Source organism: Streptomyces syringium (genome assembly GCF_017876625.1).
GTDB classification, from domain to species: domain Bacteria; phylum Actinomycetota; class Actinomycetes; order Streptomycetales; family Streptomycetaceae; genus Streptomyces; species Streptomyces syringius.
The window spans coordinates 6099547-6118322 of record NZ_JAGIOH010000001.1 but is presented as its reverse complement, the minus strand read 5'-3'; the positions used below and the strand labels follow the sequence as shown (position 1 = coordinate 6118322).

At 71.3% G+C, this 18776-nt stretch carries 16 protein-coding genes; 6 read left to right on the top strand and 10 right to left on the bottom strand.

The genetic code is table 11. The features are described 5' to 3' along the window. Window positions 1-161: 161 nt before the first annotated feature. Window positions 162-1787, top strand: a complete 1626-nt coding sequence (gene aceB, locus JO379_RS27020; RefSeq protein ID WP_209517362.1) for a malate synthase A — start codon at window positions 162-164, stop codon at window positions 1785-1787. Between the two features lie 18 nt (window positions 1788-1805). Here aceB and JO379_RS27015 read toward each other — a convergent pair whose 3' ends face one another. From JO379_RS27015 to uraD, 6 genes are all read right to left on the bottom strand, one after another. Next, on the bottom strand, window positions 1806-3314 hold the full coding sequence (locus JO379_RS27015; RefSeq protein ID WP_209517359.1) for a YfcC family protein: 1509 nt from the start codon (window positions 3312-3314) through the stop codon (window positions 1806-1808). A 111-nt stretch (window positions 3315-3425) separates the two neighbouring features. Further along, entirely contained in the window at window positions 3426-4844 is a 1419-nt protein-coding gene (locus tag JO379_RS27010) for a nucleobase:cation symporter-2 family protein (RefSeq protein ID WP_209517357.1), read from the bottom strand. A gap of 271 nt (window positions 4845-5115) precedes the next feature. Continuing rightward, a complete protein-coding gene (locus JO379_RS27005; RefSeq protein WP_209517355.1) occupies window positions 5116-6513 on the bottom strand; it encodes an 8-oxoguanine deaminase in 1398 nt (465 codons plus the stop codon). Between the two features lie 29 nt (window positions 6514-6542). After that, on the bottom strand, window positions 6543-7445 hold the full coding sequence (gene pucL, locus JO379_RS27000; protein ID WP_130881556.1) for a factor-independent urate hydroxylase: 903 nt from the start codon (window positions 7443-7445) through the stop codon (window positions 6543-6545). A 7-nt stretch (window positions 7446-7452) separates the two neighbouring features. Then, window positions 7453-7809, bottom strand: a complete 357-nt coding sequence (gene uraH, locus JO379_RS26995) for a hydroxyisourate hydrolase (protein WP_130881557.1) — start codon at window positions 7807-7809, stop codon at window positions 7453-7455. Further along, window positions 7806-8339, bottom strand: coding sequence for a 2-oxo-4-hydroxy-4-carboxy-5-ureidoimidazoline decarboxylase (uraD, locus tag JO379_RS26990; RefSeq protein ID WP_130881558.1), 534 nt, complete (start codon window positions 8337-8339; stop codon window positions 7806-7808). The genes uraH and uraD overlap by 4 nt, the downstream gene beginning before the upstream one ends. Window positions 8340-8633: 294 nt before the next feature. On the opposite strand from uraD, the gene JO379_RS26985 reads away from it, so the two are divergent. Continuing rightward, window positions 8634-9494 carry a caspase family protein gene (locus tag JO379_RS26985; protein ID WP_130881559.1) on the top strand — a complete coding sequence of 287 codons (861 nt, stop codon included), beginning with the start codon at window positions 8634-8636 and terminating at the stop codon, window positions 9492-9494. A gap of 4 nt (window positions 9495-9498) precedes the next feature. Here JO379_RS26985 and JO379_RS26980 read toward each other — a convergent pair whose 3' ends face one another. Together JO379_RS26980 and JO379_RS26975 are read right to left on the bottom strand one after the other, a co-directional pair. Next, window positions 9499-9837 carry a helix-turn-helix domain-containing protein gene (locus JO379_RS26980; RefSeq protein ID WP_209518896.1) on the bottom strand — a complete coding sequence of 113 codons (339 nt, stop codon included), beginning with the start codon at window positions 9835-9837 and terminating at the stop codon, window positions 9499-9501. 53 nt (window positions 9838-9890) lie between these two features. Further along, a complete protein-coding gene (locus JO379_RS26975; protein ID WP_130881560.1) occupies window positions 9891-10142 on the bottom strand; it encodes a YkoF family thiamine-binding protein in 252 nt (83 codons plus the stop codon). 134 nt (window positions 10143-10276) lie between these two features. Here JO379_RS26975 and JO379_RS26970 point away from each other — a divergent pair, with 134 nt between their 5' ends. From JO379_RS26970 to JO379_RS26955, 4 genes are all read left to right on the top strand, one after another. Next, window positions 10277-11101, top strand: coding sequence for a TIM barrel protein (locus JO379_RS26970; RefSeq protein WP_209517353.1), 825 nt, complete (start codon window positions 10277-10279; stop codon window positions 11099-11101). Between the two features lie 63 nt (window positions 11102-11164). Beyond that, complete coding sequence (locus JO379_RS26965; protein WP_130881562.1) at window positions 11165-12067, top strand: 2-hydroxy-3-oxopropionate reductase; 903 nt, start codon at window positions 11165-11167, stop codon at window positions 12065-12067. A 20-nt stretch (window positions 12068-12087) separates the two neighbouring features. Then, on the top strand, window positions 12088-13791 hold the full coding sequence (gene gcl, locus JO379_RS26960) for a glyoxylate carboligase (RefSeq protein ID WP_130881958.1): 1704 nt from the start codon (window positions 12088-12090) through the stop codon (window positions 13789-13791). A 298-nt stretch (window positions 13792-14089) separates the two neighbouring features. Beyond that, window positions 14090-14803, top strand: a complete 714-nt coding sequence (locus JO379_RS26955; protein WP_130881563.1) for a hypothetical protein — start codon at window positions 14090-14092, stop codon at window positions 14801-14803. A 197-nt stretch (window positions 14804-15000) separates the two neighbouring features. Here JO379_RS26955 and JO379_RS26950 read toward each other — a convergent pair whose 3' ends face one another. Then, entirely contained in the window at window positions 15001-16644 is a 1644-nt protein-coding gene (locus JO379_RS26950; protein WP_130881564.1) for an AMP-binding protein, read from the bottom strand. Continuing rightward, window positions 16641-18383 (bottom strand): AMP-binding protein, encoded by a 1743-nt coding sequence (locus tag JO379_RS26945; RefSeq protein ID WP_130881565.1) that lies wholly within the window; start codon window positions 18381-18383, stop codon window positions 16641-16643. The genes JO379_RS26950 and JO379_RS26945 overlap by 4 nt, the downstream gene beginning before the upstream one ends. Window positions 18384-18776 lie beyond the last annotated feature (393 nt).

Below are 18776 nucleotides of genomic sequence, written 5' to 3'. Positions count from 1 at the left end.
CGGATATCGGCGTGGCGGAAAATCCCTCGACGCGACACACCATTGAACTTCCACTATGAGGAAACTATTCTCCACTGGCACCGCGTGCCGTCACCGCAGACCCGTATGACCGAGCGCCCCGACGGCCGCCGGACGTCCGCCCGCTGAAGGAGTGACAGCCCATGTCCGCACCAGCGCCGTCCCCGCTGGCCACCGTCGTCGCCGACCCCGACCGCGCCCCGGCCCGCCAGGACGAGGTCCTGACCGACGCGGTGCTCGCCTTCCTGGCCGCGCTGCACCGCCGGTTCACCCCCCGCCGGGACGAGCTGCTCGCCCGCCGCGCCGAGCGCCGCGCCGAGATCGCCCGCACCGGCACGCTGGACTTCCTTCCCGGGACCGCGGCCGTCCGTGAGGACCCCGACTGGCGGGTCGCGCCCGCCCCGGCCGCGCTGAACGACCGCCGGGTGGAGATCACCGGCCCGACGGACCGGAAGATGACCATCAACGCCCTCAATTCCGGGGCGCGGGTCTGGCTCGCCGACTTCGAGGACGCCTCCTCCCCCACCTGGGAGAACGTCATCGGCGGCCAGCTCAATCTGATCGACGCCTACGAGCGCCGCATCGACTTCACCAGCGAGCAGGGCAAGTCGTACGCCCTGAAACCGGCCGACGAGCTCGCGACCGTCGTGATGCGCCCGCGCGGCTGGCACCTCGACGAGCGCCACCTCACCGTCGACGGCCGCCCCGTCCCCGGCGCCCTGGTCGACTTCGGCCTCTACTTCTTCCACAACGCCCGACGGCTGATCGACCTCGGCAAGGGCCCGTACTTCTATCTGCCCAAGACCGAGTCGCACCTGGAGGCCCGCCTCTGGAACGACGTCTTCGTCTTCGCCCAGGACCACCTCGGCATCCCCCAGGGATCCGTGCGCGCGACGGTCCTGATCGAGACGATCACCGCGGCGTACGAGATGGAGGAGATCCTCTACGAGCTGCGCGAGCACGCCTCGGGGCTGAACGCCGGGCGCTGGGACTATCTCTTCTCCATCGTGAAGAACTTCCGTGACGGCGGGGCGAAGTTCGTCCTGCCCGACCGCAACGCCGTGACGATGACCGCGCCGTTCATGCGCGCGTACACCGAACTGCTGGTGCGTACGTGCCACAAGCGCGGCGCGCACGCCATCGGCGGCATGGCGGCCTTCATCCCGTCCCGCCGCGATGAGGAGGTCAACAAGGTCGCGTTCGAGAAGGTCAAGGCCGACAAGGATCGTGAGGCGAACGACGGCTTCGACGGCTCCTGGGTCGCCCACCCCGACCTCGTGCCCGTCGCCCGGGCCTCCTTCGACGCGGTCCTCGGCGAGCGGCCGCACCAGAAGGACCGGCTGCGCGAGGACGTCCACGTCAGGGCCGGGGAGCTCATCGCCGTCGACTCGCTGGAGGCGAAGCCGACCTACGAGGGCCTGCGCAACGCCGTCCAGGTGGGCACCCGTTACATCGAGGCGTGGCTGCGCGGACTGGGCGCCGTCGCCATCTTCAACCTCATGGAGGACGCGGCCACCGCCGAGATCTCGCGTTCCCAGATCTGGCAGTGGATCAACGCGGGTGTCGTCTTCGACAACGGCCGCAAGGCCACCGCCGAGCTGGTCCGCGAGGTCGCGGCCGAGGAACTCGCCGCGGTCCGCGCCGAGCTGGGCCCCGACGCCTTCGCCGCCGGGCGCTGGCAGGAGGCCCACGACCTGCTGCTGAAGGTCGCCCTCGACGAGGACTACGCGGACTTCCTCACCCTGCCGGCCTACGAACTGCTGGGGTAGGGCCGCTGGGCGCGGCCGTCACGTCACGGCCGCGCCCAGCGCCACGAAGCCGCAGATGAGGACGGCCAGGATCACCAACAGCGGCCAGACGAACCGCAGGTACTTGTCGTAGCCGACCTTCGCCAGCGCCACCCCGCCCATGACCACGGCGGTCGTCGGCACCCACAGGTTCATCCAGCCGCTCGCCGCCTGCCAGGCCGTGACGACCACCGCCCGGGAGACGTCGGCGAAGTCCGCGAGCGGCGCGAGGATGGGCATCGCGAGGGTGGCGTGGCCCGAGGTCGAAGGGATCAGGAAGGCCAGCGGCAGATTCACGACGTAGACCATGACCCCGAACAGCGCCGCCGGGGTGCCGGAGACCGCACCCTCGATCGAGTGCAGGACGGTGTCAATGATCTTCGAGTTGTTCATGATCACCGTGATGCCGCGCGCGAGCACGATCACGAGCGCGGGCGCGATGAAGTCCGCCGCACCCTGCACGATCGTCGCGCTCAGCCGCTGCTCGCCGAGCCGTGCGACGAGCCCGACCAGCACCGCCGCCGCGATGAAGAGCGCCGCCAACTGCGCGAAGGACCAGCCCAGTTCCCAGGCGTACGGCGTGGCGTCGGCGTCACCGGTGAGGGCGCTCGCCCAGGGGATCACCGAGAAGATCATGAACGCGAAGACCAGCACCACCGCGGCGAGCACCGCCTTGTGCAGCCCCGTGAGCTCCGGGGGCTCCACGGCCTCGGCCGCCAGCTCGCGGTCGCCCGGGCGGAAGCCGACCAGTGAACGGCCCGGGTCGGCGCGCACCCGGTGCGCGTACCGCACGACGTAGCCGATGGTCACCGCGGTGAGGACCACCCACATCGCGAAGCGCAGCACGATGCCGTCACCCAGCGAGACATCGGCGGCCGAGGAGGCCACGCCGGTCGCGAACGGGTTGACGGTGGAGGCGAGCACGCCGACGCCCGCGCCGAGGATGATCGTGCCGGTGGCGACCATGCGGTCGTAGCCGAGGGCCAGCATCAGCGGCACGATCAGCCCGTAGAAGCCGAGGGTCTCCTCGGCGAAGCCCTCCACCGTGCCCAGCAGCGAGAAGACGGTCATGACGGCCGCGATGAGCAGGGCGCCGCGGGCGCGCAGCCGGTGGGCGAGCCGTTCGATGCCCCGGTCCAGGGCGCCGGTGGCGAAGACGACGGTGATGAACGCGCCGATGGCCAGGACGAAGAGGAAGACGCCGGCGCTGCCGTACAACGCCCCGGACGCGTCCGGGGCGACCTGGCCGGTGGCGGCGTCACGCACGCCGTAGAGGCCGTTGACCGGGGACAGGAACAGCTCCCCGAGCCGGTGGGTGAAGTCGCCGGGCGCCGGCTCGTGGTGGTAGGTGCCCTGGATCGGATTGCCGTCGGCGTCACGCCGGTACACACCGGAGGGGACGACGAAGGCGAGGATCCAGACGGCGACCGTCACGACCGCGAGGACGGTCAGGGCGCTGGGGAAGACGAAGCCGCGTTTCTCGGGCTCCCCCTCGGCATCGCGGTCCACGCCGGAACCCCTCTCCGCACTGACGGGTGGTCACTTTGCCCCGATTGTGGCGTAACGCGGCATCTCTCCCTAGCCGCCACGCACGGAGGACCGGCCCGTACCGGCGGAGGGTCAGCGCACGACCGGCACCGGCTGCTCCGGCACCACCGCCTCCGGGGCGGTGCTCGCGCGCCGGTGGCCGAGGTGGTTGAAGGCGAGGTTGAGGACGACCGCGGTGAGGCAGCCGGCGCTGACCCCCGAGTCCAGGATGATCTTCAGGGTCTCGGGGATGGCCGTGTTGTCGTAGAAGGTCTTGGAGACCACCGGGATCAGGCCCATGCCCAGCGAGGTGGCGGCGATCAGCAGATTGTCGCCCTGTTCCAGGCCCGCCTTGCGCAGGACGTTGACGCCGCTGGCCGCGACCGTGCCGAAGAGGACGATGCCCGCGCCGCCGAGGACCGGCTGCGGTACGACGGCGATCAGCGAGGCGAAGACGGGGCTCAGCCCCAGCAGGACGAACATCAGGCCGCAGGCGGCGACGGTGTAGCGGCTGCGCACCTTGGTCATGGCGACCAGGCCGACGTTCTGGGCGAAGGCGCTGTTGGCGAAGCCGTTGAAGAGGGGGCTGAGCGCGGTGCCGAGCGTGTCCGCGCGGAGCCCGCCGGCGATGACCTTCTCGTCGGCCTCACGGCCGACGATCTCGCCGAGCGCGAGCATGTCGGCGGTGCTCTCGGTCATGCAGACCAGCATGAGGACGCACATGGAGACGATGGCGGCGGCCTCGAACTGGGGGTGGCCGAAGTGGAACGGGGTCGGGAAGCCGACGACGGCGGCGTGCCGGGTGGCGGTGAGGTCGACCACCCCCGCCGGGATCGCGACGAGGGTGCCGGCGATCAGGCCGAGCAGGATCGCGATCTGTTGCAGAAAGCCCCGCAGCAGCCGTCGCAGGACCAGCACGATCAGTAAAGTCGCCCCGGCCAGGCCGAGGTTGGTCAGGGAGGTGGGTTTCTCCGGATGGCCGCCCTGTATCCAGCCGAAGGAGACCGGCAGCAGGGTGACGCCTATCAGGGTGATGACGGTCCCGCTGACGATGGGCGGGAAGAAGCGGACGAGTTTGCAGAAGTAGGGGGCGAGGAGGAAGCCGAGCGCTCCGGCCACGATGACGGCCCCGAAAATGACCGGGAGGGCGTCCCTCTTGTCGGTCTGGGTGTCGGCTATGGCGAGCATCGGGGCGACGCCCGCGAAGGAGACGCCGTTGACGAACGGCATCCTGGCCCCGACCTTCCAGAACCCGATCGTCTGGAGGAGGGTCGCGATGCCCGCCGTGAAGAGGGAGGCGCCCACCAGGAAGGTGATCTCCAGCGGGGTGAGCCCGACGTAGGCACCGAGCACGAGAGGGGGCGCGACCACGCCCGCGTAGCTGGCGGCGACGTGCTGAAAGCCGGTGGTGATCAGCCGGCCCGGGCGGGGCAGCCGGTCCACGGGGTGGACATCGCCGGTGTCGGCTGCCGGTGCGGGGCTTGGCTCGGTGAACCTGGGCGCTGCGGCCACGGTGGCCTCCTGTCGGGGTTTCGTGTCGCCAGTTGCGGTTCGTCCTGCCGACGGCGGGCGGTCTTGCCGCCTGCGGCGGCGGGCGCCCTGCGGGCGCGTCCTCAATCGCCGGACGGGCTGGATTGGGCTGGGCCCAGCCGAAACCAAGCCCGTCCGGCGATTGAGGACACCGCCCAGCCGAACTGCCCGTGGGTCCCGGTGGGACCCACGGGCCCCGGCCGAGGGCCGTCCCCCTCGGCCGAGTCCTGGGGAGCGCACGCGCGGGGCGGTTTCAGCCCTCGGCGGCGATGTGGGCGAGACGCCGGGCCTCCTGCCGGGCCTCCCGCGCGATGGTGTCCTCGTCGACGGTGACGAGCCGGCCGTCCTCGACGACCGGCCTGCCGTTGATGAGGGAGAGGGTGACCGGTGCGGCGGCGCCGAGGACGAGGGCGGCGACCGGGTCGGCGATGGTGGAGTGGCCGAGGCCGTCGAGCTTCCACAGCACGAGGTCGGCGAGCTTGCCGGCCTCCAGCGAACCTATTTCCTCCGCCCTCCCCAGCACCCGCGCACCGCCGTGGGTACCCAGCCGCAGGGCCTGACGCACATTCAACGCACCCTCGCCGCCCGCCAGTCGGTGGACAAGGAGGGCGTTGCGCAGTTCGGTGTGCAGTTCGCCGGACTCGTTCGAGGCGGTGCCGTCGACGCCGAGGCCGACGGGCACACCCGCCTTCCGCATCTCGGGGATCCGGGCGGTGCCGGCCGCCAGCCGGGCGTTGGAGGAGGGGCAGTGGGCCACGCCCGTGCCGGTGCGGGCGAAGGCCTGTATGTCGGCGTCGTTCATATGGACGCAGTGGGCCATCCACACGTCGTCGCCGAGCCAGCCGGTGGACTCGAAGTAGTCGGTCGGCCCCATGCCGAACAGCTCCTTGCAGAACTGCTCCTCCTCGACCGTCTCCGAGCCGTGTGTGTGCAGCCGCACGCCCTTGCGGCGGGCCAGCACGGCGGCCTCCCGCAGGAGATCGGTGGAGACGGAGAACGGCGAGCAGGGCGCCACGCCGACGCGCAGCATCGAGTCGAAGCTCGCGTCGTGGTGGGTGTCGATGGCCTCCTCGGTCGCGATCAGAGCCGCCTCGGTGGTCTCCACCGCGAAGTCCGGCGGCAGCCCGCCGGCCGACTTTCCGCGGTCCATCGAGCCGCGGGTGGGGCTGAACCGTACGCCCGTTTCCCGGGCGGCGCGGATCTCGGCGCCGAGGAGGTCGCCCGTACCGCGGGGGAAGACATAGTGGTGGTCCATGGCGGTGGTGACGCCACCGCGGACCATCATGGCGAGGGAGCCCCGGGCCGCCGCGTAGACCATCTCCTCGTCGATGCGCGACCAGGTGGGGTAGAGGGCGACGAGCCAGTCGAAGAGGTTGGCGTCCTGGGCGAGGCCGCGGGTGAGCCATTGGTAGAAGTGGTGGTGGGTGTTGACGAGGCCGGGGGTGAGCAGATGACCGGTGCCGTCGACGCGTCGGACGACGTCCCCGAGGCCCTCGGGGGCGGCCCCCGGGCCCACCGATTCGATTCTGTTGCCGGCGACGACGACATGGCCCGAGGCGTACTCGGTGTCGTGCGCGTCGACGGTGGCTATGGCGCAGTTCTCGATGATTATTCGCGTCGTGGCGCCGTCGGGGGCCGGGGAAGCTGCCATGGGGGGTCCTCGTTCTGTCGGGGGTGCGCTCAGAGGTTCGTCAGATCGACCGGGATGCGCTGCTCGGCACCGTCGCGCAGGACGGTCGCCTCGATGAGGCCGTAGGGCCGGTCGGCCGCGAAGTACACGGCTCCGTCGTCGGTGTCGTTCTTGATGCCGAACGGTGCGAGGTCCACGAGGAAGTGGTGCTTGTTGGGGAGCGAGAGCCGGATCTCCTCGATCTCCGGGTCCTGTTCGACGACCCGTGAGCCCATCGCGTAGAGGGTCTGCTGGAGGGAGCGGGAGTAGGTCTCCGCGAAGGCGCTCAGCAGATGGCCGCGTGCCTGTGCGTAGGAGCGGTCCCAGTCCGGCATGGGCCGCGCGTCGTCGCTCCACGCGTGCCGCCAGCGGGCGTGCACCTCGGTGGCGAGGATCCGGTCGCCGGTCTCCTGGAGCGTGGTGTAGCGGTCCTTGACGTAACCGCGGAACTCGGAGTCGGTGGTGTTCATCACCACCAGGTCCCCCAGCCCCGAGACGATCTGCCATGCCGAGCCGTCGAAGGTGATCTGCGCGGTGCGTGTCTCCTGGTTCTCGCGGACGAAGGAGTGCCCGCCCGGGCCGGGGGTCGCGATGCGTTGCCAGGCGTACTCCTCGATCCGGATGCGCGCGCCGGTCACCGCTTCCTGGCTGGTGACGAAGTGGCGGGCCAGGTGCATGCCGAACTGCTCGGCCGTCTCGACGCCGTGCTCCTGGGCGAAGGCGAACACGGTGTTCTTGGTGGCGTCGGTCGTCAGGACATTGGCGTTGGAACCGGAGAGGTGGACCTCGTCCATGTCGCCGGAGAGCGCCACCGAGACGTTGAGGTCCTTGATGTGGTGGGTGGCCCCGTCGCGGGTGACCTTGAGGACGCGGTTCTCGGCTTTGCCGTACTGGTTCTGGCCAAGGACGGTCATGGGCGTGCTAGCTCCCTCGGTATACGGAGTAGCCGAACGGGTTGAGCAGCAGCGGTAGGTGGTAGTGCTCGCCCGGTGTGACGGAGAAGGCGACCGTCACCTCGGGGAAGAAGGCTGCGCCCGCGGCTCGGCTGCGTGCGAGATACGGCTCGACGGCGAAGGTGAGCCGTGCGTGGGTCGTGCCCTCCGGCAGTGCCGGGAGGTCCTTGCAGCGCCCGTCCGTGTCCGTCTTGGAGTGGCCGACCACGCGGTAGTGATCGCCGGTACCGCGTGCGGACAGCTCGACGGCGACGCTTCCGGCGGGACTGCCGGTGCTGGTGTCGAGGATGTGGGTGGACACCGAGGTGGTCTCCTCGCCGCTCATGGTGGGTCTCCTTCGCCGTCGGGTGCTGCCGCGAGCCGGGCCAGCCGAATGCGGTTGATCTTGCCCAGTTCTCCCCGCACGATCTCGCGTTCGTGTTCCGGCGTGTTGTCGATCCGGTGACGAACGGCGTCGCGCATCTGTTCGCCGGTGAGTCCGGTGGCGCAGATCAGGAAGACGTGTCCGAACTTCTCCTGGTAGGCCAGGTTCAGTTCGAGCATCTCGGCCCGGAGCGCGTCGGGGGCGTCCGTCATCCCCCGCTGTTCGCGGGCGGACGCCGGGTCCCCCGGCTGCGGGCGCCCGATCGGCGGATGCCCGGCCATCGCCTCGGCCAGGTCCGCCGCCCGGAGCCCGGCCGTCGCGGCGTCGCCCGCGGCGAGCAGGGAGGCGGTGTCGGGATAGGGGCGCCGGGCGAGGATCTCGTCGGCCCAGGCCGCGCTGGCGCAGACCGCGCGCAGTGCGGCCCGGGCGGCGTCGTCCTCGGCGGCGTTGAACCGGGTGAGCCCCGGCGTCGGACTCGAAGTCGAAGTCACGGCAGCCTCCGCGGCGCTTGCGTGTGCTGTGCTCGGACGGGCTGCGCATAGCTAACGCCCTCGGCAACACGGCGTCAACACTTTGTTGAAATTCCCGTCGGAGTGGCGCACGGGCGGGGGAAACCGGCGTCCGAATAGCGGAGTCCGGACAGCCGACTACCGGATGCCCGAGGCGTTGATGGTCCGATCGAGGCGTCTTGTCCGAGAGATGATTACGCCCGCGACGGCCACGGCACCCATACCGCGAACCACGGAGATGCCGCGGACGAGCGCCGTCCGTACGGAGGGAAGACCATGCCCACTGGCCTGTCGATCCACATCGGTCTGAACAAGGTCGACCCCGAGAAGTACGACGGCTGGGACGGCGAACTCAACGCCTGCGAGAACGACGCCCGGGACATGGCCGAGCTCGCCAAGAGCCTGGACTACCGGAGCCGGACGATGCTGCTGACGCCGGACGCGACCGCCGGGAACGTCACCGCGGCGTTGCGGAAGGCCGCCGGGGAGCTCAAGAGCGGCGACATCCTCTTCCTCACCTACTCCGGCCACGGCGGCCAGGTCCCCGACCTCAACGGCAACGAGAAGGACCGGCAGGACGAGACCTGGGTCCTCTTCGACCGGCAGCTCGTCGACGACGAACTGTACGAGCTCTACGCGGCCTTCGAGGACGGCGTGCGCATCGTCGTGCTGTCCGACAGCTGCCACAGCGGAAGCGTCGCCGAGCAGGTCACCGGGACGCTCGAGCCCGAGGCACTGGAGAGCGCCTTCGGCACCCGGGAGCCGAAGGAGGCCGAGAAGAAGATCAAAGCCCTTCCGCTGTACCTGAACAACAAGCTGTACCAGCGCGACAGGACGCTCTACGACCGGATCCAGCAGGAGCTGCCCGCCAAGGACGCCCGGGAGATCGGGGCCGGCATCCTGCTGATCTCCGGCTGCCAGGACGACCAGACCTCCATGGACGGCCCCGTCAACGGGGCGTTCACCGGTGCGCTGCTGAGCGTCTGGGCGGGCGGGACGGGCTTCTCCGGCGACTACCGGGTACTGCACCACCGGATCAAGCAGGAGCTGCGCGGCGCGTACCTCCAGAGCCCCAATCTCTTCCTGGCCGGCCGGCCCGACCCGGAGTTCGTCGAGCAGCGGCCCTTCTCGATCTGAGCCGTCAGCCCGCGTCCCCTCCCGAGCCGCCCCGGGCGGCGTTCTCCCTGTTCAGGTAGTTGTAGACGGTGAAGCGGCTGACGCCGAGCGCGACGGCCACCGTCTCCACGCCGTGCCGCACGGAGAACGCGCCGCGCTGCTCGAGGACCCGTACGACCGACTGCTTGGTCTTGCGGTCCAGGTCCGCGAGCGGCATGCCGTGACGGCGTTCCAGCTCGGCGAGTATGTGGTCCAGCGAGTCGGACAGATGGGGCAGCCGCACGGCCACGACCGGGCGGCCCTCCCAGGACAGCACGACGTCGTCGCCCTCGGCCCGCTCCGGGTCGACCATCTCCCCGCCCATGGCCTCGACGAGCGGTCTGACCGCGTCGCGGAAGGAGCCCGCCGCCGAGTCCGTCACGCGCCGTCCTCCGGAACCACGTTGATCTGCAGCGACACCCGGGTGGCACCGACCCGGAGCGACTCGCGCACCAGCTCGTCCACCGCCGCCAGCACGGCCTCGGCCCCGCCCTCGGCGGTGTTGCCGAACGGGCCGACGTCGACGGCGTCCAGCGCGGCGCCCTGGACCACCTCACGGGCCACCACCGCGTGCGGCGGGGCCTCGTCGAGATCGAACGGTTCGGTCGTGAATTCCACTCTCAATCGCACGCGGCCCAACCTACTGCGCGCACCGCCGTTGGTGCGGCCCCTCTTGACAGCCTTCCCGCGGCGCGGGCAGTCTTCCGTAAAACAGAAGTCAACTTCCGCAATACGGAAGGGCTCCAGGGAAGGGTTTCCGGCCGATGAGCCTCCTCGACCAGCGCTTCGATGTGAACCTCTCGATCCTCTTCACCGAACTCCCGCTCCTGGAACGCCCGGCGGCCGCCGCCGCGGCCGGCTTCACGGCGGTCGAGCTGTGGTGGCCCTGGCCCACGACCCCCACCCCCGACCCGGACGGACTCGACGCCCTGCGCGCCGCGTTGACCGGCGCCGGCACCCGGCTGGTGGGGCTGAACTTCTACGCCGGTGAGCTGCCGGGGCCGGACCGGGGCGCGCTGTCCGTACCCGGCGCGGAGTCCGACCGCTTCCGCGCCAACATCGACGTCGCGGCCGACTTCGCCCGGTCGGTGGGGTGCACGGCGCTCAACGCCCTGTACGGCAACCGCGTCGACGGCGCGGAACCGTGGGAGCAGGACGCCCTCGCGCTGGAGAACCTGACGCTCGCGGCCCACGCCTGTGACCGGGTGGGGGCGACCCTGCTGATCGAGGCGCTCAACGCGGCCGAGTCCCCGCGGTACCCGCTCGTCGGTGCCGCGTCGGCGGTCGAGGTCGTGGACCGGGTCAACGCCGCGACCGGCCTCGGCAACGCCCGGTTCCTGATGGACCTGTACCACCTGTCGAGGAGCGGCGAGGACCTGCCCGAGGCCATCGACCGCTACGCCGGCCGGACCGGCCATGTGCAGATCGCGGACGACCCGGGCCGCGGCGCGCCCGGCACCGGCGGGCTCGACTTCACCGAGCTGCTCGACCGTCTGCGGAAGGCCGGCTACGACGGGTGGATCGGCCTCGAGTACAAGCCGGACGGGCCGAGCGCGGACGCGTTCGGCTGGCTGCACCGCACGGGCTGACCCCGCCGCGGCGCGCGCCGAACGCCCCCATCCCACCTCACCGCACCTCATCGAGAGGACGCCATGAGCAACACCCCGCTGCCCGCCGTCGCCTGGATAGGCCTCGGCATCATGGGCTCGCCCATGTCCGAGAACCTCGTCAAGGCCGGCTACCGCGTCACCGGTTTCACCCTCGAAAAGGACAAGCTCGACCGGCTCGCCGCGGCGGGCGGCACCGCCGCCGCCTCCGTCGCCGAGGCCGTCCGGGACGCCGACGTCGTCATCACCATGGTCCCCGCCTCCCCCCAGGTCGAGGCCGTCGCCTACGGCGAGGACGGCATCCTCGCCCACGCCCGGGACGGGGCGCTGCTGATCGACATGTCGTCCATCACCCCGCGGACCTCCGTGGAGCTGGCCGAGGCCGCCGCCGCGGCCGGCCGGGGCCTGCGGGTCCTGGACGCCCCGGTCTCCGGCGGCGAGGCGGGGGCCGTCGAGGGCGTTCTGTCGGTCATGGTCGGGGGCGACCGGGCCGACTTCGACGCCGCCCGGCCCGTCCTCGACGCCCTCGGCACGACCGTCGTGCACTGCGGCCCGCACGGCGCCGGACAGACCGTCAAGGCCGCCAACCAACTGATCGTCGCGGTCAACATCCAGGCCTGCGCCGAGGCCGTGGTCTTCCTGGAGAAGTCCGGGGTCGACCTCGGCGCCGCGCTGGAGGTGCTGAACGGCGGCCTCGCCGGGTCGGCCGTACTGACCCGCAAGAAACACAACTTCCTGGGCCGCGACTTCGCGCCGGGCTTCCGGATCGAGCTGCACCACAAGGACATGGGCATCGTCACCGACGCGGCCCGCGCCGTCGGCGCCGCCCTGCCGGTCGGCGGGGTGGTGGCCACCCTGGTCGGCGCGGCCCGCGCCCAGGGGGACGGCGGGCTCGACCACTCGGCGCTGCTGCGCGGTGTCGAGCGGCTGTCGGGGCCCGCGTCGTGAGCGCCGTGCGGATCCCCGCCATGGAGGCGGCGGTGCACATCATGAAGGACGAGGGCGTCGACATCGCCTTCGGCTGCCCCGGCGCCGCGATCCTGCCGCTGTACAAGGCGATGGAGGTGGTCGGCGGGATCGAGCACCTCACCGTCCGGCACGAGGAGGGCGCGACCCACATGGCCGACGGCTGGGCCCGCACCAACGGGCGCGTCGGCGTGGCCCTCGCCACCTCGGGCCCCGGCGGCACCAATCTCGTCACCGGCCTGTACACCGCGCTCGCCGACTCGGTCCCGATGCTCTGCGTCACCGGCCAGGCGGTCTCCACCAAGCTGCACCAGGAGGCGTTCCAGGCGGTCGACATCGTGGAGATCGCGCGGCCCGTCACCAAGTGGGCCGTACAGATCAAGGAGGCCGCGCAGATCCCGTGGGCCTTCCGGGAGGCGTTCCGGATCGCCCGCGAGGGGCGCCCGGGGCCGGTCCTGATCGACGTCCCCGTCGACATCGCCCGCCGCGAGATCCTCTACGACCCCGCTCTCGACACCCGCCTGCCGGTGCCCGCCGTCGTGCCGCACGCGCCCCGCGTCGAGGCCGCCCTCGATCTGCTGCTGGCCGCCGAGCGGCCGCTGGTCCTCGCCGGCGGCGGGGTGATCCTCGCCGACGCGTCGGCCGAGCTGCGCGCGCTGGTGGAGCATCTGCGGGTGCCGTTCCAGGTCACCCTCATGGGCAAGGGCGTCATCGAGGACGACCACGAGCTGAACCTCGGCACCACCGGCATCCAGACCTCGCAGCGCTACGCCAACGCCTCCTTCCTGGAGTCGGACTTCGTGCTCGCCGTCGGCGCCCGCTTCGGCGACCGCCACACGGGGGCGAACCTCGCGACGTACAAGGGCGACCGGACGTTCGTGCACGTCGACATCGAGCCCACCCAGCTCGGCAGGGTCATCGAGCCGGACCTCGGCATCGTCTCGGACGCGCGGCTCTTCCTCGCGGCCCTGCTGGAGGCCGCCAGGGCCCGCGGGGTGCGCGCCGACGTCGGCGCGTGGGTCGAGCGCTGCCGGGAGCTCAAGCGGACCCTGGTCCGGCGCGAGGACTTCGACACGGTCCCGGTCAAGGCGCCGAGGGTCTACCAGGAGATCAACGCGGTCTTCGGTGAGGACACGTACTTCGTCACCGCCATCGGCCTCTACCAGATCTGGGGCGGCCAGCATCAGAAGGCGCACCTGCCTCGTCACTACCAGGTGTGCGGCCAGGCCGGCCCGCTCGGTTGGGAGATCCCGGCCGCGATCGGGGTGAAGAAGGCACTGGAGGGCATGGGGCGGGGCGACACCGAGGTCGTCGGCATCGTCGGCGACTACGGCTTCCAGTACATGGTCGAGGAGCTGGCGGTCGCGGCCCAGTACGACGTGCCCTTTGTGCTGATCATGCTGAACAACGAGTACCTGGGCCTCATCCGGCAGGCCTCGATCGGCTACGGCATGAACTACCAGGTCGACATCCACTACGACGAGACCGGTACGGACAACGTCAAGCTCATGCAGGCCTACGGCTGTTCGGGCCGCCGGGTGGTGGAACCCGCGGACATCCGTCCGGCCGTCGAATGGGCCCGCAAGGAGGCCGTGTCGACCTCGCGGCCGGTGCTGGTCGAGATCATGATCGAGCGGGAGGCGAACACCCCGCACGGCCCGGACATCGACGCCGTCAAGGAGTTCGAACCCGCCCCGCAGGGGTGACGCCCTTGAGTCCCCTCAGACCCCGGGCGGCGGTGGCGCCGACAACTGTCCTGTCGCGCCCAGGCGCCGCCGCCGTCCGGATCCCCCTCCGCTTGGTCTCGCCCCGCCCTCGCCTCGCCTTTGATACGCCACCTCCGCCCTGCCGGCGCGGGCCGCGAGCCGCGCACGCTCCGGCGCGCGGAGGCTTCCGGTGGGCGCCCGGCGGACGTACCCTTCGCGAATCGCTCCCCGGCCGCGCCCTCATCGTGGACGATGGGCCCGTACCTCACCCCTACGGACCCCGTTGCTGGAGCCGAAGATGGCCAAGAGCGTGCCGGTGCACTGCCCGACGTGCCGCCGGGAGCACTCCTTCACCCCGCCGACCTTTCCCTGTGCGTGCGGAGCGCCGCTGACCCTGCCCGTACTGCCGGGCGCCACACCCGAGTTATTGGCGCAGCGCACCTGGCGCGACTCCTGGGTCGCGGTGCGCTGCCCGGCCTGCGACCGCCAGGACCAATGGCCCCGGCCCGAGTTCGGCTGCTCCTGCGGCACCGTCGTGCGGCTGCCCGTGCGGCCGGTGCCCGGCCCGGCCGCGACGGCCGACGACGCCCCGGGCCCCGTGGCGCCGAGCCGGCCCGCCTTCCGCCCGCTGGCGATCCGCACCGAGCGTGACGCGGTCGCGGCGGCCGAGCGGTATCTGCGCTGGCTCGGCTTCACGGACGTGCGCCGCACCGGGTGCGGCACGGCCCCCAGCGCCACCGGTGTCGACCTGCGGGCGAGCGGCGCCGTCGCGCGGGTCGATCCGACCACGCTGCCGACGACGCTGCGCGACATCGAGTGCCTGTGGCTGCACGGCCTCCTCGACTCCGCGACCGGAGTCTGCTTCTCCCTCGCGGGCTACGCCCAGGGCGCCCGCTCCCGCGCCGACGACCTGCGGCTTCCGCTGTTCGTCGTGGACCTCACGGGCGCCCCGCAGGCGCTCAACGATGCCGCGGACGAGCTGGTCCGGCGCGGCGCCGACGGAGTCCGGTAACCCACGGGCCGCCGCCCGAAGCTCAAGTCTTCCTCTGAACTCGCGCCGGAGCATGGCGACTTGGTCACATCGGGCGGAGACTTCTTCTGGGCCCGCGAGAGACACACGGGGGATCGCGGGCCCGTCCACGGGGGGTGCGGGGCGGGCCGGGAGAGCGGCCCTCCCCGCTTACTCGTGTGCCCCGGCCGGCCGCTGCCTCACGCCCGCGCCTTCGCCGCGCCGTCCGGCACCGGCTCCGCGGCGGCCTGCTCGCGCAGCTCCACCTTGCGGACCTTGCCGCTGACCGTCATGGGGAACGACTCGAGGATCCGCAGATGGCGCGGGATCTTGAAGTGGGCGAGCCGCCCCCGGCAGAAGCGGGCCAGCTCGTCGCGGCCCAGGGTGTCGGCGGGGTCGCGCAGGATGACGCAGGCCATGATCTCCTCGCCGTACTTCTCGTCGGGCACCCCGATGACCTGAACGTCGGCGATCTTGGGGTGGGAGTGGAGGAACTCCTCGATCTCGCGCGGATAGACGTTCTCCCCGCCCCTGATGATCATGTCCTTGATGCGGCCGACGATCCGTACGTAGCCGTCCTCGTCCATCACCGCGAGGTCGCCGGTGTGCATCCAGCGGTCCTCGTCGACGACCTCGGCGGTGCGCTCCGGATCGTTCCAGTAGCCGAGCATCACCGAATAGCCGCGGGTGCACAGTTCGCCCGGCTCACCGCGGGCGGCGGTGGCCCCGGTGTCCGGGTCGACGACCTTCACCTCGATGTGCGGCAGCACCCGGCCGACCGTCCCCGTGCGGCGGCCGAGGTCGTCGTCGCGCCGGGTCTGGGTGGAGACCGGCGAGGTCTCGGTCATGCCGTAGCAGATGGCGACCTCGGCCATGTGCATCTCGGAGACGACCCGCTTCATCACCTCGGCGGGGCACGGCGAGCCGGCCATGATGCCGGTGCGCAGCGAGGAGAGGTCGTAGGTGGCGAAGTCGGGGAGGTTCAGCTCGGCGATGAACATGGTGGGGACGCCGTAGAGCGACGTGCAGCGCTCGCGCTCGACGGCGTGCAGGGTGGCGACGGGGTCGAAGGTGGGGGCCGGGATGACGACGCACGCCCCGTGGCTGGTGGCGGCGAGATTGCCCATCACCATGCCGAAGCAGTGGTAGAAGGGCACGGGCAGCGCGACCCGGTCGTTCTCGGTGTAGCCGAGCGTCTCCCCCACGAAGTAGCCGTTGTTGAGGATGTTGCGGTGGGAGAGGGTGGCGCCCTTCGCGAAGCCCGTGGTGCCGGAGGTGTACTGGATGTTGACCGGGTCGTCGCAGCCGAGCCGTGACTCGCGCTCGGTGAGCCGCTCGCGCGGGACGCCCTGTCCCAGCCGGATCAGCCCGGTCCACGTCGCGTCGGCGATGTAGACGACGTCGCGCAGGGCCGGGCAGGCGGACCGCACCTGCTCGACCATGCGCCGGTAGTCGCTGGTTTTGTGCTCGACGGAGGAGACGAGGACGCTGACCTCCGCCTGGCGCAGCACATAGGCCAGTTCGTGCACGCGGTAGGACGGGTTGATGTTGACCATGATCGCGCCGATGCGGGCGGTGGCGTACTGGATCAGCACCCACTCGGGGCAGTTGATCGCCCAGATCCCGACCCGGTCACCCCTCGCCACGCCCTTGGCGAGCAGCCCGAGCGCCACCTCCTCGACGGCCCGCCCGAACTCGGTGTAGGTCCAGCGGCGTCCGCCGGGGACGTCGACGAGCGCCTCGCGGTCGCCGAAGCGTTCGACCGTACGGGCCAGGGAGGCGCCGATGGTGTCGTCGAGCAGCGGGCTCCCGGTCGGGCCCGCCGCGTAGGAGGGTGTGCTCACCGGTGGTCTTCCTCTCGGTACTCGGTGCCGCCGCCCTGCGCGGTGTGCTCGCGCAGGACGATGCGGCGGATCTTGCCGGACACAGTCTTGGGGAGCTCGGCGAACTCCAGTCGGCGGACGCGCTTGTAGGGCGCGAGCGTGACCCGTGAGTGGGCGAAGAGGGCCTTCGCCGTCTCCGGGCCCGGCTCCCAGCCCTCGGCGAGGACGACGTACGCCTTGGGCACGGCCAGCCGCAGCGGGTCGGGGGCGGGGACGACGGCCGCTTCGGCCACGGCCTCGTGTTCGAGGAGCGCGCTCTCCAGCTCGAAGGGCGAGACCTTGTAGTCACTGGATTTGAAGACATCGTCCTGCCGGCCCACGTACGTCACATAGCCGTCGGCGTCGCGCGCGCCGATGTCGCCGGTGCGGTAGTAGCCGCCCGCCATGGCCTCGGCGGTGCGCTCCGGGTCGCCCGCGTAGCCCGTCATCAGGCCGACGGGCAGCCGGTCGGGGTCCGTCAGGTCGAGGGCGATCTCGCCCTCGTCGGCCCTCTCGCCGGTGACGGGGTCGAGGAGGACGACGGTGAAGCCGGGGCTGGGCCGGCCCATGGAACCGGTCTTCAGGAGCTGCCCGGGCGGGTTGGCGATCTGCACGGAGGTCTCGGTCTGGCCGAAGCCGTCCCGGATGTCGACCCCCCAGGCACGCCGGACGGTCTCGATGACCTCCGGGTTGAGGGGCTCCCCCGCGGCGACGACCTCGCGCGGCGGGGTGCGCAGCGCGCCCAGATCGGCCTGGATGAGCATCCGCCACACGGTGGGCGGGGCGCAGAAGCTCGTGACGCCGCAGCGGTCCATCTCGGCCATGAGGCGGGCGGCGTCGAAGCGGGTGTAGTTGAAGACGAAGACGGTGGCTTCGGCGTTCCAGGGGGCGAAGAGATTGGACCAGGCGTGCTTGGCCCAGCCGGGCGAGGAGATATTGAGGTGGACATCGCCGGGCCGGAGCCCGATCCAGTACATGGTCGACAAATGGCCGATGGGATACGACACATGGGTGTGCTCGACGAGCTTGGGGCGAGCGGTGGTGCCGGAGGTGAAATAGAGCAACAGGGTTTCGTCGGCCCGGGTGGGCCCGTCCGGTGCGCAGCTGTCGGCGGCGCGGGCGGCGTCCTCGTAGGCGAGCCAGCCGGTGCCTGCGCGCGTGCGCGGCGCTTCCGGGGACGGCTGTGCGTCGGCGGTGCCGGGCCGGGTACCGACGGCGATCCGGGTGTAGTCGCCGGGGACGGCGTCGAACTTCCCGGTGTCCTCGGCCCGGACGATCACATGCCGGGCCCGGCCGCGCTCGATGCGGTCGGCGAGGTCCGCAGGGCCCAGCAGCGGGGTGGCGGGGATGACGACGGCCCGCAGCCGCATGGCGGCGAGCGCGGTCTCCCACAGCTCCGCCTGGTTGCCGAGCATGACGACGATCCGGTCACCGGCCCGTACGCCCTGCTCGCGCAGCCAGTTCGCGACCCGGTGGGAGCGGCGCCGCAGGGCGTCGAAGGTCAGCCGACTCTCGCCGCCGTCCTCCTCGACGATCCACAGGGCGGTCCGGTCGTTGCCCTCGGCGATCTTGTCGAACCAGTCGTAGGCCCAGTTGAACTCCGCCGGCCGGGGCCAGCGGAATCCGTCGTAGGCCGCCCGGTAGTCCTCGCGGTGCGCGAGGAGGAAATCGCGGGCCGCCCGGAATTCCGCGGTCGCGTCGGTGGGTCTGGTTGCCGTCACAAGTCCTCCAGGTTGCGTCTTCTGACTCTCACTACCCCCGGACGGGTGCGGACACCTTCCGGGGACGGGCCTTTACGAAAAGCGGGGTTCCCGGCGGTTTCGCCGTGCACGGGTCCCGGGAGGAGCGAGGCCGCTCACGGCCGGACTCGCGCCCGGACTCAGGCCCGGGGTCGACACGCGATTCGAAGGCGTCAGCGGTGATGGAACAGGAAGTTGAAAGGCCGACAGGCCGGGTTGCCCTCGGGAAGACGTGGCGTATGGGGACGTGGAGGGATCGTTGTCGGCCATCGGACGTCAATAACCCGTCAAGGGACGGCGCCCTTGGGTCAACACCATGTCAAGGAGACACTCGGTGAGGCGTGGGCCGGGCATAGCGTGAGCGACGCACTTCCC